Origin of the sequence: Armatimonas rosea (genome assembly GCF_014202505.1) — a bacterium.
Lineage (GTDB): Bacteria > Armatimonadota > Armatimonadia > Armatimonadales > Armatimonadaceae > Armatimonas > Armatimonas rosea.
Map to the genome: position 1 here is coordinate 170484 of NZ_JACHGW010000002.1, position 17063 is coordinate 187546.

At 58.5% G+C, this 17063-nt stretch carries 14 protein-coding genes; all 14 read left to right on the forward strand.

What is annotated here, in order from left to right:
* Positions 1-21 precede the first annotated feature (21 nt).
* Positions 22-921, forward strand: a complete 900-nt coding sequence (locus tag HNQ39_RS08675) for a type II secretion system protein (RefSeq protein ID WP_184194024.1) — start codon at positions 22-24, stop codon at positions 919-921.
* A gap of 143 nt (positions 922-1064) precedes the next feature.
* On the forward strand, positions 1065-1580 hold the full coding sequence (locus HNQ39_RS08680) for a tetratricopeptide repeat protein (RefSeq protein WP_184194027.1): 516 nt from the start codon (positions 1065-1067) through the stop codon (positions 1578-1580).
* 74 nt (positions 1581-1654) lie between these two features.
* The gene (locus tag HNQ39_RS08685) at positions 1655-3190 is read left to right on the forward strand and encodes an FAD-dependent oxidoreductase (protein WP_184194029.1); all 1536 of its coding nucleotides are present in this window, start codon (positions 1655-1657) and stop codon (positions 3188-3190) included.
* Positions 3191-3416: 226 nt separating this feature from the next.
* Positions 3417-4187, forward strand: a complete 771-nt coding sequence (locus HNQ39_RS08690; RefSeq protein ID WP_184194032.1) for a sugar phosphate isomerase/epimerase family protein — start codon at positions 3417-3419, stop codon at positions 4185-4187.
* Positions 4154-5179 carry a hypothetical protein gene (locus tag HNQ39_RS08695; protein WP_184194035.1) on the forward strand — a complete coding sequence of 342 codons (1026 nt, stop codon included), beginning with the start codon at positions 4154-4156 and terminating at the stop codon, positions 5177-5179. Before HNQ39_RS08690 ends, HNQ39_RS08695 begins: the two co-directional genes overlap by 34 nt.
* Complete coding sequence (locus HNQ39_RS08700) at positions 5176-5757, forward strand: pyroglutamyl-peptidase I (RefSeq protein WP_184194038.1); 582 nt, start codon at positions 5176-5178, stop codon at positions 5755-5757. The genes HNQ39_RS08695 and HNQ39_RS08700 overlap by 4 nt, the downstream gene beginning before the upstream one ends.
* 33 nt (positions 5758-5790) lie before the next feature.
* Positions 5791-6804 (forward strand): hypothetical protein, encoded by a 1014-nt coding sequence (locus HNQ39_RS08705; protein WP_184194041.1) that lies wholly within the window; start codon positions 5791-5793, stop codon positions 6802-6804.
* On the forward strand, positions 6801-7955 hold the full coding sequence (locus HNQ39_RS08710) for a zf-HC2 domain-containing protein (protein WP_184194045.1): 1155 nt from the start codon (positions 6801-6803) through the stop codon (positions 7953-7955). Before HNQ39_RS08705 ends, HNQ39_RS08710 begins: the two co-directional genes overlap by 4 nt.
* 20 nt (positions 7956-7975) lie before the next feature.
* Entirely contained in the window at positions 7976-9424 is a 1449-nt protein-coding gene (locus HNQ39_RS08715; RefSeq protein WP_184194048.1) for an alpha-N-arabinofuranosidase, read from the forward strand.
* A gap of 124 nt (positions 9425-9548) precedes the next feature.
* Positions 9549-9803 carry a helix-turn-helix domain-containing protein gene (locus HNQ39_RS08720; protein WP_184194050.1) on the forward strand — a complete coding sequence of 85 codons (255 nt, stop codon included), beginning with the start codon at positions 9549-9551 and terminating at the stop codon, positions 9801-9803.
* A 39-nt stretch (positions 9804-9842) separates the two neighbouring features.
* Complete coding sequence (locus HNQ39_RS08725; RefSeq protein WP_184194053.1) at positions 9843-12386, forward strand: ATP-binding protein; 2544 nt, start codon at positions 9843-9845, stop codon at positions 12384-12386.
* 53 nt (positions 12387-12439) lie between these two features.
* Positions 12440-13858, forward strand: coding sequence for a hypothetical protein (locus HNQ39_RS08730; RefSeq protein WP_184194056.1), 1419 nt, complete (start codon positions 12440-12442; stop codon positions 13856-13858).
* Between the two features lie 283 nt (positions 13859-14141).
* Positions 14142-14699, forward strand: coding sequence for an RNA polymerase sigma factor (locus HNQ39_RS08735; protein ID WP_184194059.1), 558 nt, complete (start codon positions 14142-14144; stop codon positions 14697-14699).
* Positions 14696-17062 carry a hypothetical protein gene (locus tag HNQ39_RS08740; RefSeq protein WP_184194062.1) on the forward strand — a complete coding sequence of 789 codons (2367 nt, stop codon included), beginning with the start codon at positions 14696-14698 and terminating at the stop codon, positions 17060-17062. Before HNQ39_RS08735 ends, HNQ39_RS08740 begins: the two co-directional genes overlap by 4 nt.
* Position 17063: the final 1 nt, after the last annotated feature.

Genomic DNA, 17063 nt, shown 5'->3' on the forward strand with positions numbered 1-17063 from the left:
TTTTTTGGAGGCTGCTCTCTGATGAATAATCGACGTGGTTTTACTCTCATCGAACTCTTGGTGGTGATCGCCATTATCGCGATTCTTGCCGCCATTCTCTTCCCGGTTTTTGCCCAAGCGCGCGCCAAGGCCCGCCAGACAAGCTGTCTGTCGAACATGAAGCAGATTGGGATTGGGCTGATGATGTACGCCCAGGACTACGATGAGACCCTGGCGGGCAACCATGATGGGCGCAATGTCGCGGGGGGAACTCCGCACAACACAGCTGGCGATGCAGGCACGACCGATGGAAACATTCCGCCGGTGCGAAACCCGCTGGGCTTCATGACCCCAGAGACAGGCCCCACCTCAACCGGACTGGTGCTACGCAACTGGAACCGAGATATCCAGCCCTACGTCAAGAACCTCCAGATCTACATCTGCCCAGACTCCCAACCACGCTCTAGCGGACCGGCAGGTGCCAATAATGGCTTCCGTGAGACCACCAATCCCAACGGGGGCAACGGCTCCTACAAGCTCAATGGCATCGTCTCGTCGAAAGCGCTTGCCGCGATCGATGCCCCCGCGGACATCATCTTCGCCGATGAGTACCGCTTCAAGAGCCGCGGCTCCCAGGTACGCCCCTGCTACAGCACGGTGACCAGTGGACGTGAGATGTTTGTGCAGTTCAACCACCCTTACTACATGGAGATGCACAGCGAGGGCGGCAACCAGCTCTTCTGCGATGGCCATGCCAAGTTCCGCAAGAAGACTGCGGTCAAGTTCAAAGACTACGGTGCCGATGTGGTCTGGGGGGTCGCCAATGGGCGCCTGACCAGCACGGAGCAGACCTTCAAGGACAGCAAGAACGGCTGTAGTGTCAATGCCGCCGGTGCTGTGACCTGCCCGGACAATGCAGTAGTGCTACCTGGCGCGTTCTAGCGTCAGTAGTATAGTCTCTAAAATACTCTGCGGTCAGCCCATGACCGCAGAGTATTTTTTTGTAAAATTGATAAGATTTTTGTAAACTATTTTGTAAGATACCTGTAATTGGTCTGTCCTATCCTGCACTATAGACAGGAGGGATGAACTATACGGACGCTCTGGAGATCTTCAAGAAACTACTGACAGAGCCTACGCCAGGGATTAATTCGCTACGTCAACAATCTCTCCCATGGATGGAATTTGCTCTGGTAAACTCTGAGATGGGCAATAATGACGAAGCCCTTAAAGCCTACAAACGAGGCTATACTCTGATGAAAGAAGAGATGAAAGGAAATATCGGGAAGAAATTTATTCTCACAGAAGAGTTTGCAAGTCCTAAGGTTCCTCCGATACAAGATTTGCTTGCTAATATCCATATCGCGATTGGATTGAACAACTATATGGATGCCGATCTTCGGGAGGCTATGAAAGACGTAGAGGAGTTCGAAAAAGCAAGCCGTTTTAATTCTAAGTCCCTAGTACCTCAGTTCTATCAAGGCTATGCTCTAGAACGTAGGGGTAAGGGGAAAGAAGCCAAAATCATCTTTGACTCTCTCGTTAAACGAGGGACGGGGCTGGTACGAAATCTATCTCAGCAAGCTCTGTCGCGTTTGTAAGCGAGTGTAGAGATAGATCGAGATCTAATCTAAAGAGGCGCATTGTTGCCTTTCTTAGGTACACTAGGGACGTTATGGCTGACATGACGTCCCTTTTCTATTGGAAACCCCCGACCGGCACGCAAAAGCCCCACACGCGCCACGCCGATCTGTGTGTCTACGGTGGCACGGCTAGTGGTGTGATCGCAGCCGTGCAGGCAGCACGCCTCGGCCTACACGTTCTTCTCATCGCACCGGAGCGGCATGTCGGGGGGCTCACCACGGGCGGCCTCTCCTTCACTGATACCGGGCGCAAGGAGGCAATCGGCGGCCTTGCCCGCGAGGTCTACTCCCGGATCGGGGCCAAGTACGGCAAGGCTGAGGAGTGGAACTTCGAGCCACATGTCGCTGAGGAGGTGCTCACCGAGCTCCTCGCCGAGGTGCGTGTAGTGCCCTACACGGGGCAGTTTCTGGCCGCCGTCAAGAAGAGCCGCGGACGGCTTGTCTCTCTGACTACCGAAGAAGGGCTAACCGTCGAGGCGGCGGTCTTTATCGACGCGACCTACGAGGGCGATCTCATGGCCAAAGCGGGGGTGAGCTACACGGTTGGGCGCGAGAGCAACAAGACCTACAGCGAGACCCTCAATGGCTACCAGATCCGCGACAAGCACCAGTTCCTCAAGCCCGTCTCTCCCTATGTCGTGGAGGACGACCCCAAGAGCGGCCTGCTCCCCGGAATCCAGCCCCGGCCGCTTGCGCCCGGCAGCGGCGACAAGAGTGTCCAGGCCTATTGTTTCCGTCTCTGCCTGACCAAGACCCCCGCCAACAAGCTCGCCTACCCCAAGCCCGAGGGCTACGACCCCCGCGACTACGAGCTGCTGGCGCGCTACATCAAGGCGGGAGCCAATGAGTTCTTCAATAAGTTCGACCCCCTACAAAAGGGCAAGTTCGACAAAAACAACCACGGCGGCTTCTCGACTGACTTTATCGGGGCCAACCACAAGTACCCCGAGGCGCACTACGCCGAGCGCGAGGCGATCTTCCAGGCGCATGTTCGCTACCAGCAGGGCCTGATGTGGTACATGGGCAACGAGCCCACGGTCCCTGCGGAGCTGCGCGAGCGCTGGAGTGAGTGGGGGCTCTGCCGCGATGAGTTTGTCGAGGCGGGCGGCTGGTCGCGCCAGCTCTACATCCGCGAGGCCCGCCGCATGGTCACCGACACGGTCATGACCGAGCACCACTGTAAGGGCAAGCTCAAGGTTGAGGACTCGGTGGGGCTGGGGAGCTACAACATGGACTCCCACAACTGTAACCGCGTGGTGGTCGATGGCTTTGTGAAGAACGAGGGCGATGTCCAGGTCAGCACGCCGCCCTACGCCATCTCCTACCGTGCCATCGTCCCCCGCGAGCACGAGTGCAAGAACCTCTTTGTTCCCGTCTGCCTCGCGTCGAGCCACATCGCCTACGGCTCGATCCGCATGGAGCCGGTCTTCATGATCCTAGGCCAGTCTGCCGCCCTCGCCGCCTGGCTCACCATCGAGAACGGCTACCCCAGTGTCCAGCAGCTTCCCTACGGCCTGCTGGAGCAAGCGCTGAAGCAGGCAAAGCAAGTGCTGGCTTGGAAGAAATAGACTTTAGATCGCCCCCGTTGGAGGCACCCGGAGGGTACCCGGTCTTACAGTCCTCGTGCCTCGGACACAAAGGGCTTCGCCCATAATCCCCGAGTAAACTCGGTTATGGCCGGAGGCCTTCGTGTCGGAGCCTGCGACGACAGCAAGACGCCCCCCTACAACGGGGGCGATCCCACGGAGCGGTCTCACGGCAGGAAATCCAGCGCCCTTCGTGGAACCTGCTCCCATGACAAGAATTCCAATTGCAGTGCAGCTCTACTCGGTGCGCCACGAGTGCGAGAAAGACCTGGCGGGGACGCTGGCGAAGATCAAGGCGATGGGCTACGAAGGGGTCGAGTTTGCCGGCTGGTACGGCAACGATGCGGCGACACTCAAGGCGCTCCTCGATGAGAACGGCCTGAAGTGCGCCGGGGCGCATGTCGGGATCGACACGCTCCTGGGAGAGAACTTCGAGGCATCCGTGGCCTTTCACCAGACCCTCGGCAATAAGTTTCTGATCGTCCCCGGCCTGGCATCGAAGTGGACCAGCTCCACCGAGGCGTGGCTCGAGACCGCGAAGGTCTTCAATGAGATCAGCGCGAAGCTGGCCCCGCACGGCATGGTGACGGGCTACCACAACCACCACACCGAGTTCAAGCCCTTTGGGGAGGGCGGCGAGCTTCCCTGGGACACCTTCTTTGGCAACACCAACAAAGAGATCGTCATGCAGTTCGACACCGGCAACGCTCTCCACGGGGGCTCGTCGGCCAATGCCCTGGACTTTCTCACCCGCTACCCCGGCCGCGCCTTGACCATCCACCTCAAGGACTACGATATCGCCAACGACTCCTACGCCCCGCCGGTGGGCGACGGCGATGTGCCCTTTGCCGCGATCTTCACCGAGTGCGAGACCAACGGCAACACCGAGTGGTACATCGTCGAGTACGAAGACAGCGCCCTGCCCGCGCTCGAAGGGATCGAGCGGTGCCTCGTCAACGTCAAAGCGATGGGCAAGTAAGTAGGCCCCCTTCCCCCCCACCCAGAGGGTACCCGGCGGGGGCTAGGGGGGAGCTCGATGCCGGGCTCGATGCCTACGAGAAGCGCCCCCTCACCGACAACCGAGGGGGCAATCTTGCCTGGGGCGAGAGCTACTTTCTGAGTGCCCTCGCCGAGACATATCTCGCGACGGGAGACCAGCGCTACAAAGACCGGCTGAGCGCACGCTTCGAGCGGGTGCTGGCCCTTCGCGACGACCGGGTGGGGAAGGTCGATGCCTTTGCAAAGAGGCCGCTGGCGGGTTGGGGGGCAGAGAAGTACTCCAAGGGCCAGTGGCATGTCTGGATCGCCCACACCGGGATGCTCCTGCAAGGCCCCGCGCGGCTCGGGCTGCACACCAAGGCGATCTGCGAATCCCTCGCCGACACGGAGAGCTACTGGCACGACGGTCCCGGCAAGGACGAGGGCTACTTCTACGATCCCTACCTCGAGAAGCTCCTGCCGCTCAACCAGCAGAACGCTCTGGGCAGTGTCCTGGTCACGCTCCAGCCCGAGCGCGCCGCCAAGCTCGCCCGTTTTTTTAAGAACCGCCTCCGCCGTCCCGAGCCGGACCGCTACGACTGGGGCTACTGGCCCAAAGAGACCGACGACGAGCCCAAGCGGAGCGAGGATATCTCCCATGCGGGGCTGAATGTGGCGTTTGCTGCGCTCTGTTGCGAGAAAAAACTAGTCTTTGATAAGCGAGACATGCTGGCCTTTGCCCACACCTGGCTACGGGCGGTGCGCCGCGATGAGAGCACCTGGGCCGATCTAGTCTCGGGCGCGCCGGGCAAGAGCAACACCCACCGCCCCGCCGCAGTCGCCGAGTGGCTGCCCCTGCTGTCACATCTGCCCCCGCCCGAGCGTAAAGCTCTCTACGACGATGCCAGGACAGCACTCTCTGGCCCGGCGGCTGTGGGCTCCCCCCGTGGCTTGCTGGGGCTGGCGCGGCTCCTGCGCGGGGAGAGTCTATGATCTTTGTGACGGCGTTTGATCCCTTTGGTAAGGCGAGTGTGAATGGCTCGCGGGAGGCGGCTCTCTGCTGGGCGGCCCTCGATCCCGAGATTACAGTGGCGGTCTTGCCCGTGGTGCGCGGGCTCGCGTGGCGCGTGGCCCAGACCACGCTAGCAGCCCTCCCCGAGCCCCCGAGGCTCTGGCTGATGCTGGGCGAGGCGGGCCGCGAGCCACAGACCGTGCGCCTGGAGAAAGTGGCGATCAACTGGGACGACTACCGCCTCCCCGACAACCTCGGGGCGCGCCCCCGTGACGAGGCCATTGTCCCCGGTGGCCCCGATGCCTACTTTGCCAGCCTCAATGTCGCCAAGGTCGCCGAGGCGCTGGAGAAAAAGACACCTCTGCCGGTTCAGGTCAGCCTCTCGGCGGGGGCGTTTTTGTGCAACCACCTCTCGTACCGTGCGCTCCATGCCCAGCTTCCCTTCCCCGTGGCCTTTGTCCATGTCCCGGCGTGGCGGCCCGAAGACGGCGGCGAGGCACTGGGAAAGCTGGTCGCGACCCTGCGCGCCGTGAAAGAGACCGCGACCACCTTGCTCTAACCACTTTGGGGTAGCAGGTGTATAATGGTCACGATGTTTGGCTTTTGGGATCCGAAACGCGGGAAGCTGCAGCGGCTAGGGGCACAGTTTGTCGGGGAAAAAGAGGGTAAGGTGGCCCGGCGGCAGCTGGAGCAGCTCTCCCGCACCTTTCTGCACCCACAGCTTCAGGGCACTCTCCAGCGCCAGAGCTGTGACAATCCCCAAACCAACGATGCCGCGCAAGCTCTGCTCTACCAGCAGCTCAGCGCCCTCCGCGAGAAAAGCCTCCCCCTGCCCGACCTCACGACCCTGACCGAGTGGGTGGCTCTGGAGGCGGTGGTGCAGCAGCGCACGGAGCAACAGGCGGGGTTTAGGCGGCTCCTCCACCAGGTTCTCTACCTGCTCCGTAACCGCGCGGACTGCTTCTTGCTGGAGAAATCCACCACGGGAACCCTACTCACCGGGGGACAAGGGGCACGTCGCGCAACCACGAGCACCCGCTGGCAGCGCTGGCTTGCCGCTCCCGCCTCTATGGGGGCATCGCTACTCCAAGGCTTGGACCTGACCGAGTCCGAGTCGCTGGTGGTCTTGCTGGAGCGCCTCCTGCGCGAGATAGGCCACCTGGTTCCGGTGCAGGCACTGGTCTTGGTGGTCGCGGCCCTGTACCCGGAGCCTGTCGTGCCCGCTGTGGAGGCCGAGCGGGAGCCCACCGGAGCCGCCCTCTCGGAAAAACTGGAGACACTCTATCTGCTTCGGCAGGCCTGGGAAGCGCTCCTGCTCCTGCCGGTGCGCCAGCGGGTGGTGCTCTTGTTGGGAGCCGAGAGCCAGACCGGAGAGAGCCTGGTGCCATTTCTCCTGGAGCAGGGGATCGCGACCGAGGCGGAGCTGGCACAGGCGATGGAGATCGGGGCGCGGTCGTTTCCCGTGCTCCTGCGTGAGCTCCCTTGCGACGATACCCGGCTGGCGGAGCTGCTCAAGCTCACTCCCGAGGCGGTGCGCCCGCTCCGTCAGGCTGCGCGGCTCAAGCTGGCTGGGCACCTGAGCCTCTGGGGAGGGGAGGGGCTATGACACCGTTTCAGGCGACCGAGGACCTCTACCAGAGCCTTTTCGGGGGCTCGGTTCATCTTCCTGCGGAGCTGCTGATCGCGGCCGTGGAGGAGAGGGTGACCCTGCGGGAGCGGAGCCGTGTGGAGGCACACCTGGCGGCCTGTACGCGGTGTCGGGACGATCTCCAAGCGCTACGTCACTTCGCGGAGCGCCAGCCCAGTGCCCCGACACCCGAGCTGGTGATCACCGCCCTCCCCGACCCTGCAACGCCCCCTGAGCTGACCCTGACCGAGGAGCCGGAGCGCACTACCCCTGTCCTCCGCCTCGCTGAGACTGCGGAGCTAGGGACCTCCCCCGCCCCTGCCTCGTCGCTCCGCCACCAGGCCAAGGCTGCGCCAAGGCGGCTGGCTTGGGTGCCCCTTGCCTTTCTTGCGCTCAATGCACTAGGGCTGGGAGCGGTCTACCGGCTGACCTCTTCCCGCTCTACCCCTGCGCCAACCCCACCAAGAGCCGCGACACCAGCCCCGCGCACCGATGCCGCGCCCGCGCCCGAGCTGGCGCGGTTCCAGGCGGCCTACGAGCTCCAGCTCGCCCAGGAGCGAGGGAAGGTCGCGCAGCTGGAGAAGCAAGTGCAGGCGCTCCGCCTCGCTCCCAAGCCCACGCTTCCTCCCAAGCCCGTGCCTCCGATCCGAATCACGGCCACTCCCTTGCCCTTGCCCGTGCTCCTCCCTCCGCGCCCAAGCCGAAAGAGCACCACGGGGCTTGGGGTCGTGGCGGAGCCCGTGCTCGCTCCAAAGAGCCTTACGCTTGCCTCCCTGAGCGTCCACCCGCAGCTCCACTGGGCCCCCGTGCCCCGAGCGAGTTCCTACAGCGCAGTGCTGACCGACTCGGTGGGAAAGCCCATCACCACGACCGAGCTACGCAAGCCCGAGTGGCGAGTGGCAGCGGCCCTGAAGCGGGGCGAGACCTACCGCTGGAGCGTGGTGCCACGGGATCGCGCGAAAAAGCCCCTTGGGGAGCCGCAGCTGGGGGAGCTGACGATCACTCCCGAGGAGACGGTAGGGCGCATCAGCGAGCAGCTCAAGGCTCTCGCCACCGCACTAGATAGTGTTGGCCTCACCAGCGAGGCGGCGCAGCTCCGTGAGCAAGAGGAGCTCCTGCAAAAAAAATAAAGCTGGGTATAATCCTCGCCATGAACACGCTCTCTCTCCACCCCGACGAAGCCAAAACGACGATCTCGCGCCATATCTACGGCCACTTCTCTGAGCACCTGGGCCGCTGTATCTACGGCGGCTTCTGGAGTGCCGACGATACCCTCCGTGAGGATGTGATCGAGGCGCTTAAAGAGATTCAGATTCCCAACCTGCGCTGGCCCGGTGGCTGCTTCGCCGATGAGTACCACTGGCGCGATGGGATTGGTCCCCGTGAGAGCCGCCCGACCATGATCAACACCCACTGGGGCGGGGTTACCGAGAACAACCACTTTGGCACCCACGAGTTTCTAGAGCTCTGTGAGCGCCTCGGTACCGAGCCCTACATCTGCGGCAATGTGGGCAGTGGCACGGTGCAGGAGCTGGCCGAGTGGGTGGAGTATGTCAACTTCGACGGTATCTCGCCCCGCGCCGACGAGCGCCGCGCCAATGGCCGTGAGACGCCGTGGGGGGTCAAGTACTGGGGAGTCGGCAACGAGAGCTGGGGCTGTGGTGGCAACATGCGCCCCGAGTACTACGCCGACCAGTACCGTCGCTACGCCACCTACTGCCGCAACTACGGGAGCAACCGGCTCTATAAAATCGCCTGTGGTGCCAATGTGGACGACTACCGCTGGACCGAGACCTTGCTCAAGAATGTGCCGCACCACATGATGCAAGGGCTCTCGCTCCACTACTACACCACCAACTGGAACGAGAAAGGCCCGGCCACGGGCTTTGGCGAGGCCGCTTGGTTCGACACGCTCCAGCGCACGTTCAAGATGGGCGAGCTTTTAGAGCGCCATGGTGCCCTGATGGACCACTACGACCCCCAGCGCAAGATCGGGCTGATTGTCGATGAGTGGGGGACCTGGTTTGATGTCGAGCCGGGCACCAACCCGGGCTTCCTCTACCAGCAGAACACGCTCCGCGATGCGCTGGTGGCGGGGATTCACCTGCACCTGTTCCATAGCCACGCCGAGCGCGTGCACATGGCCAACCTGGCGCAGACTGTCAATGTCCTGCAGGCCGTGCTCCTCACCGACGGTGCTACGCTCATCAAGACCCCGACCTGGCATGTCTTTGAGATGTACAAAAGCCACCAGGACGCCAAAAACATCCCGCTGCACCTGGCCTGTGGGGAGTACACGCTCGACGGTAAGACCCTCCCGGCGCTCCATGCCTCCGCCTCCAAGGCCGCCGATGGCAGTGTCTTGGTGACGATCTGTAACCTCCATGCCTCGGAGGCGCAGCCACTCACGGTGACACTTGGTGGGACGTTTGCCTCGGTCACGGGCCGCACGCTCACGGCCGATGCGTTCGACACGCACAACACGGCAGAGAACCCCGACGCCGTCGCGCCCCAGCCCTTCGAGGGCGCAGTGCTCTCCGGAGAGGCCCTCACCCTGACAGTGCCCGCTCGCTCGGTCACGGCGCTGACTCTGAGATAAAAGACGGAATTTTTTCTGCCCCTATTTGTGTCTACGTTTTGTCTACGCTTGCCTCCTAGACTCCTCACAACCGCTGCACGAGACTGATCTGATGCAGCGAGGTTAGCTGAGGAGTTTAGAATAGATGTCAACACAACCGAACCGAATCACAACAAGCTGCCCACTCACGCCCGCCCTGAAAAATCTCCTGGAGACCGCGGTGCTGCTACGGACCACCAACAACAAGATCCTGGCAGACTACCTCTGTGTCTCGGAGGAGACCGTCAAGAGCGGCTTCCGGCGCATTGGGCAGCAGATCCAGACACACAGCCGCTCCGAGACACTCCTGCACGCTCTGCTCCAGGGCTGGGTCGTGCCCCCGTTTGAGTTTCGGAGCTAGACAGAGGAAGCTTTCCCTGGCTTGCCGAACCTTAAGGCAGTGGAAAGTGTAGCGACAACATGGTTCATTGAGCTCTTCGGGGAGCTACGCGCGGTCTGTGCGGAAAAAAGCGTTGAAAAATTCCGCACAGACCGCTGTCGCCTCCTTTTGGCGATCCTGGCCGCACGCCCGGAGCGTATGCATCCCCGTGAGGAGCTAGGCGATCTGCTCTGGCCCGACGAAGACGACCGACCACTACAGCTGCAACGGCTCCGCGGCGAGCTCTCCGAGCTAGGCACCAGTCTGGGCAAGGATATCTTCGAGAAGAGCGGCAATCGCGGGGTCAAAGTGCGCTCTGGGATTGCCAGCGATGTGTCGCGCTTCGACCAGCTCTTTCTTACCGCCGCCCGTGCCACCCCTGAGCAGCGCCTCCCCGCTCTTGAGGCAGCCGCCGCCCTCTACAAAGATGACCTCCTCCCCAGCCGCTACGACGACTGGACCATTCGGGAGCGCGAGCGGCTTAAGGTGGTCTATTGCGATGTGCTGACGCGCCTGGTGCTGGACCTGGAGGCGGTGGGGCGCGCCGACGAAGCCCGCGCCTTGCGCCATGAGCTGGTCAGTCGCTTCCCCGATCTAGCCGCTCCGCCCGCCCCCACGACTGCGGGCGCACCCGCCCTCGGCGGCGATGGCTACTACGGCCGTGAGGAGAAGATCCTAGAGGTGCGTGAGTGGCGCGGCAGACTCCTCACCATCACCGGCCCCGGCGGGATGGGCAAGACGCGCCTCTCGAAACAAGCACTGTCTCCCCCCGCCCCCACAGGTGAGGGAGCTATTTTTGTGCCTCTCGCCGAGGTGAGTGATGCCAAGAGCGGCTTCTTCGAGGCGATCCATGCTGCTCTCGCCCTCCCCAAGGGCGATGCCCCTCCCCGCGATCAAGTGGTCTACGCTCTCCGTCAAAAAACAGCCCCCCTGCTGATCCTAGACAACTTCGAGCAGATCGTCACCCATGGCGCCCCGCTGGTCGCCCGGCTCCTCAAGGATGTCCCCGCCCTGCGCTGCCTGGTGACCAGCCGCCGCCGCCTGGGGATCGCCGGAGAGCAAGAGCTACCGCTGGAGCCGCTGCCCCACGCTCCGAGTGTGGCGCTCTTTCTCGACCGTGCCCGTCGCGCCCGCCCCGACTTTGCCCAGAATCCCTCTGCCCTCCCCCTTGTTGAGGAGATTGTCGCCTTGCTACAAGGTCTGCCGCTTGCCATCGAGCTCGCCGCGGCGCGCAGCGTGGTTCTTGGCCCCATGCAGATGCGCGACCAGCTCGCCAGCCACCTGCGCTTTCTGGTCAACCGCCGCCACGCCAGCAACGAGCGCCACCGTAGCCTCCGCGCCGCGCTGGACTGGTCGATCCATCTCCTCTCGCCCGAGCTCAAGCGTATCTTCGCCCGCCTCTCGGTCTTTCGCGGTGGCTGGAGCCTAGAGGCCGCCGAGACCGTCTGCCAAGGCTGCGACATGGAAGTCCTAAACGCCCTCGACGAGCTCCACAGCCACTCCCTCATCACCGTCGCCTTCGACGAAACCGAAACCCCTCGCTACGACATGCTGGTCGTCATCCGCGAGTACGCCGAAGAGCTACTGGCAAAGAGTGGAGAGCTAGAGGAGACAAAAGCCCAGCACGCCCAGTCGGTGGAAGAGATGGCCCAGCGGGTTCAGGTCTGCTTCAAAGAGCAAGGTGTTGGCCCAATGCAGAGGCTCTTGAGCAAAGACCTAGACAACCTGCGTCGTGGCATGGACTGGGCCGAAAAAGCAAAGCGCTATGACCTACTCTACTCCTGGCTTCATATGTTGGGGGGAAAGCTCTTTGAAGGCGAACACTGGCGAGACTTTGAGCGCTTGATGGATTCTGTAGATGGCCATATAGAAGACGAGCGAGCATTAATGCGATTTTGTAGCTTGCGTGGTGCCTTGCTTCGTCGTCAGGGCAAAGAAGATGCAGCTGCCCTCTACTGGGATCGCTGGCTTGAACTCGCAGAGAGGCTTCAGGATACTGAGGCCCAAAAATGGGCGCTGGTGCAACTAATTGACCAATATATATTCTTAGGAAGAACTGAAGGGGCTTGTATATATCTTGAAAAATATAAAATAGTCGATAATGATTTTGTTAATATAGGTTACTTTGAGATGATGATAGATTATAAAAATGGTAAAAAGGATGAGTTGATTAAATTTGCAAAAAAAGAAATGCAGGAAAAATTAGGTGATATGAAAGATCTTACAATGATGATTGAGTACGCTAGTATTTTGATAGAGAACGGTCATTTTAGAGTGGTTGGTAGTTATATTAATAGTGTTATAGATAGTATTTTAAGTTCGGGTAATAAATTCATATCTGCAAAGATCGCTAATTTAATGGGTGAGTGTTTTGAGCATGATAAAGATATAAAGAGATCATATCTTTGTTATGAATATGCTGCCCGTAGTCACGCTGAGCTCGGGTCGAGGAATGCAGATTCAAGCAAGAAAAAATTACATGAATTTTTAACACGTCATAAAAATGTACCCGAATGGGGGTTGCTCCAGGGACAAAAAACGTGTTATAGTCTTGCAGAGCTCTAGTAAAGTTCAAAAGACAAGTTTTAATGCAAGGTCATAAGGTTTATGCTATGTTTATGGATACTTTAATTGATATTTCCGATGACGATTTGGTCTGGGTTCATTCTATACGTATTGATAAAGACATTGTTTCGACTATATCGAGTATACTGCAAAGACCAGAAGATAAATTAAAGCCATATATTGATATGAATGATCTTTGTGAGTCGGTTTTGTTGAAATGGGCAGTGCAAAGGAGAAATCAAGAAATAAATCATGATGATGCACATCCATGTATTGATGTAAATGACTTGTTTAAGTCTGATTTATTACGTGCATCAGCAACAGAAATAACTGAGGCTGTGTATCTATTGGTTTTAGATTTTATACAGGGAAAAGGAGAAGGTAATAATGCGGTAAGAATTTCAGACGATGATAAAGAATATCTACGCACACTTGTTCGGAAAAAAATCAAGGAAATAATCGAAAATAAAAAAGACAAGGAAAGAACCGATGGTGAGACATCATCACGACTAATTGATGTGGATGATGTGTATTTGTTTAACATTAAAAATCCTGTAGATATTATTTTTATGTACGGTGATATTTCTTCCTTCTATCCTTATCTATATGGAAAAGATAGTCATTTGCATAGAAATCGGGTTACTGGTCAAGGAGTATTTGATCATACTTTTCCTGTGTTTAAATCACAATCAGATATGTTACATATTCAAGGTGAATATGGGACTAATACGATACGGATACTTTGCCCCACTGTTATAGATGTTATAAATAAGGATTCAGTAACAACAGAAGAAATTTTAACTACGATAACAAGTACTAATCTAGCTTATGTCCATTTTGAGATTTCACACGAAAATAAATCACTTAAATTATTCGATGAGGCTGCTCGTCTTGCGCTGAGTCCAAAAGTCCTTTTGAAAACTCTGAATGGAGATGTTAATAATGCTGAAGATAAACCTCGAAAAAAGTTTAAGTTGGCTGAATACCTGAAACATACTCTTGTTTTGAAAGGTAACAGAGGTGTTATACCCGTTGAGGACTTTGAAGAGTTTATGGAAAGGTTAGAGTTTAAACTTAAAAACAAAGTCCGTTTTGATATTCCTCTGACGGAAATAGGGGGTTGTAAGATGCTAAATTACCAATTCTTATTTCAGTCTCAAAATAAATTGCCAGAAATTGAAAGAGCACTATATGAGAACGTTTCAGATGGGAAAAAGGGGACTGGAGATTTGAAATCAACAGCGACAGTTTCTGTTTTAGAATTAATACCCTGTAGTAAGAATACTGCCATGTTGCAATCTAATGAAATATATGACCTAATTATAAGGGAACTTGACTCCATGAATTTTAACACGCCTGGTTGGCAAGTGATTAGCGACAACGATGGTGAAATTGTAATATCGCTCATTGGTGGACAAATGATTAAATGGGTTGGGAATACAGTAATTCACGTCTCTCAACAACAGTCATAAAATAACTACTTCGAGTTTTTGGGATTATCCAAGGGCATCGGTGCTTCCTTCCTATCGGCACCGGAGCCCCTGTGCTTGGTGGCAGTGTGGACACTCTCGTGGACGTGACAGCACGCCTCCTTGAGAACATGAGGGTGTTTTCGGTGCATGTCATCTGTGGGAGCTGCATGAGCTTCGTGTAGGCGGCTTTGCGACACAAATTCCTCCAACAGAAATTCTTTTCTGGTGCTGTATTCTTTTTGTAGGCCCGTCTACTCTATGATAACAGGAGAATCCCATGGTCATGGCAGAGACGCGGCAAGTGGCCGCCCCACCCAACCCCTCGCTTCTTGCATTGGCACGAGCGGGAGATACCCACGCGATTGAGCAGCTTCTACTGCCGCATGAGCCAACCCTACGCGCGGTCTGTCGGGGTATGCTGGGGCGGCGGGAAGACGCGGAAGACGCGGTCCAGGAGACGTTCTTGCGTGCCTTGCGTGGCTTGGAGAGCTTTCGGGGCGAGGCGAGTCTCAAGACCTGGCTGGTGAAGATCGCGGTCCATGTGTGCAGTGCACGCCAGAGGACCTCTCCCCATGAGCTCCCCTTAGACGACAGCAACCCACCCACTGCTCCCTCCCCCGAGCGCACCGTTGTCCGCCAAGCGCTTCTCTCCGAGGCACTGGCAACCCTCTCCGCCCCCCGTCGTGTCGCACTTCTGTTGAAGGCGGAGGGCTGGACACTTGAGGAGATTGGGCAGGCGCAGGGCTGGAGCGTGGCGCGGGTGAAGGTCGAGCTCTTCCGGGCACGTACCGCGCTGGAAAAATGGGCACAGAAAAAAGCAGACGAAGAGGCAAAGATATGAGCCGTAAAGACGAGATTCTCGGCGAGCTAGAGGCCGCCCTCCGCGAGCGCGAGCCCGCCGACACCACGACCCTGCGCGCCGCGCTGACACAGTTCAAGCAAGAGCAGCAGCAGACCCCGCGCCGGATCGTCCCTGCGCGTCGCTGGCTTGTCCTCGCGGGCGGCACGGTGCTCGCAGGAGCCGCTCTTTGGAGTGTCGTTCCCCAAAAACAGCCTAATGACATCAAAAAATCAGACGTCGCTCTTGTAAAATCAGGCATCGACACTAAGAAAACAGATGTTGGAACAAAAAAAACGGATGTCGCCCAGGGAAAATCAGACGATGCTCCTGAAAAATCAGACATCGGAACAAAAAAATCACTCGTCGCCTTCAAAAAAATAGAGGTCGCATCTAAAAAATCACCTGTGGTGACGGAAAAATCTGAGGCTGTGAGTTTGGGGGATGACCTCACCTACCTCAATGCCGAGGGCTTTGATGTCTACACCCATAAGGTCGCGGCGTTTGTGCGTAGCGATGCCGAGGCGCTCCGCCTCCAGCTCCCCGAGGTCAAGGGCGCGGATAGCTTTGTCGAGGTGCCGCTGCCGCAGCTTGCCGCAGGCGACAGCACCGCCAATAGCGCCGCGCTCCGGGCCTACCAGGACGAGAAAGCCATCTCCGATGCACGGCTCCAGAAGCGCGTGACACTGGCGAAGAAGGCGGTCTCGTTTGGCGAACTGCTCGATGCTATCGCCAAGGAGACCGGCATCAGTATCTCCGCCACCCGCTCGGTCGCCGATGACAAGCTGACCGTGTTTTGCAAAGACAAGCCCCTGCGGGAGCTCATGCGGCAGGTCACCCAGCACTTTGGCTTTGTCTGGGAGCGCACGGGAGCGGAGCCGGAGTTTGTCTACCGCCTCAAGCAGCCGCTTCGCAACCAGTTCCTCGAAGAAGAGCTTCGCAATAAAGATAAAAATGAGGCACTCCTGGCCCTCGACCGTGAGCTGGAGTCTCTCAAGAAGTACTTCGCGCTCTCCCCCGAGCAGGCACGTGTCGCAGCAGAGAGTGCACAAGGAAAAGAAAAGGATCGTCTGGAGCTCATGGGGGGGATCGGCTGGGGACCGGCGCGGCTCTACGCGGGGCTGGAGGCCGATGACCAAGCGGCACTGCAGGCGGGAAAGAACCTCTTCTATGGCCCCCAGGGCCGCGAGATCCCCAAGGGGCTTGCGGAGAACACGATCAACTCGCTCACCGGGCATGCCTATATCTTTTCTGATGGGGCGCTGACCATCAACTCCCAGCGCACTAAGAATAAGAGCGATGAGCCCAAGGGAGGCAAGTCGCCCGCTGAGATGGGGGCTAAGCCGGTCATGATGCTCTCTCTACAGCACGATGAGCTGGGGCAGGTCTCACTCCTTGCCCACACCGGTTTTGTCGATGGAGGAGGCTCTGCGATGAGCGGCGTGCCGCTGGCCACGGGCGTGAGCCCCAGTGCGAGCTCGCCCAAGAACGCGGAGGCCAATGCCGCCAAGAAAAACAAGCCCGCCTTCCAGAAACCCACCACGCTCGAGGGCCAGCACCAGCCCCGGCAGATACAGAAAGACGGCCATGTTGAGCCGCAGGAGTCTTGGACCTCTGCCGATGTGCTGGAGGCGATCCACAAGGCCACGGGCAAGGACGTGATCGGGGACTACTTCACCCGGCTGGTGCCCTACCGTACGGAGAAGGCATCGCTCTTTGACGTTTTAGCCCACGCCTGCGACCCACTCCACCTGCGCTGGGACGAGCAAGACGGCTGGCTGACCTTCCGCTCGACCGACTTCTTCAACATGCGCCTCAAGGAGGTGCCGGGGCACTTGCTGGAAAAGTGGGCCGCGCTACGCAAGAAAAACGGACGGCTCTCTCCCGATGAGCTCCGTGAGATCGCGCGCCTCACCGATAACCAGCTGGATGCACGCACGATGGGGGAGGGAGCGAAGGCTCTCTATGGCCTGGAAGAGTGGGACTGGGTCAGCAGCAGCAATCTTCGTCCCACGTGGCGCTTCTACGATAGCCTGACCACTTCCATGCGGACGAGCGTCCAGAGTGAGAAGGGGCTCTCGTTTGGCGCACTGGGCCTCGATGCACGGCAGAAGTTCCTCACGGCTGCCTACCAGCACAACACCGAGCTGCTCGAAGGCATCCAAAAGGGGACGGTGCCGGATACCTTTCTCAAGAACCTGGAGCGTGTGGGGACCATGCGCCTCTCGATCCCCGCGGTCGATGCCCCCAAGAAACCAGGGGAGGCACCCTTTCTCTTCCTCTTTGACATGCTCGATAAGTCGGGGGAGAAGAAGGTCATGAAGCAACTGGGGCCGTGGGGAACGTCGCTGAGCTTCGAGAACTAGG

Coding starts and splice junctions, on each gene's coding strand:
- HNQ39_RS08675 (WP_184194024.1), top strand. CDS start 22: ATGAATAATCGACGTGGTTTTACTCTCATCGAACTCTTGGTGGTGATC.
- HNQ39_RS08680 (WP_184194027.1), top strand. CDS start 1,065: ATGAACTATACGGACGCTCTGGAGATCTTCAAGAAACTACTGACAGAG.
- HNQ39_RS08685 (WP_184194029.1), top strand. CDS start 1,655: ATGGCTGACATGACGTCCCTTTTCTATTGGAAACCCCCGACCGGCACG.
- HNQ39_RS08690 (WP_184194032.1), top strand. CDS start 3,417: ATGACAAGAATTCCAATTGCAGTGCAGCTCTACTCGGTGCGCCACGAG.
- HNQ39_RS08700 (WP_184194038.1), top strand. CDS start 5,176: ATGATCTTTGTGACGGCGTTTGATCCCTTTGGTAAGGCGAGTGTGAAT.
- HNQ39_RS08705 (WP_184194041.1), top strand. CDS start 5,791: ATGTTTGGCTTTTGGGATCCGAAACGCGGGAAGCTGCAGCGGCTAGGG.
- HNQ39_RS08710 (WP_184194045.1), top strand. CDS start 6,801: ATGACACCGTTTCAGGCGACCGAGGACCTCTACCAGAGCCTTTTCGGG.
- HNQ39_RS08715 (WP_184194048.1), top strand. CDS start 7,976: ATGAACACGCTCTCTCTCCACCCCGACGAAGCCAAAACGACGATCTCG.
- HNQ39_RS08720 (WP_184194050.1), top strand. CDS start 9,549: ATGTCAACACAACCGAACCGAATCACAACAAGCTGCCCACTCACGCCC.
- HNQ39_RS08730 (WP_184194056.1), top strand. CDS start 12,440: ATGGATACTTTAATTGATATTTCCGATGACGATTTGGTCTGGGTTCAT.
- HNQ39_RS08735 (WP_184194059.1), top strand. CDS start 14,142: ATGGCAGAGACGCGGCAAGTGGCCGCCCCACCCAACCCCTCGCTTCTT.
- HNQ39_RS08740 (WP_184194062.1), top strand. CDS start 14,696: ATGAGCCGTAAAGACGAGATTCTCGGCGAGCTAGAGGCCGCCCTCCGC.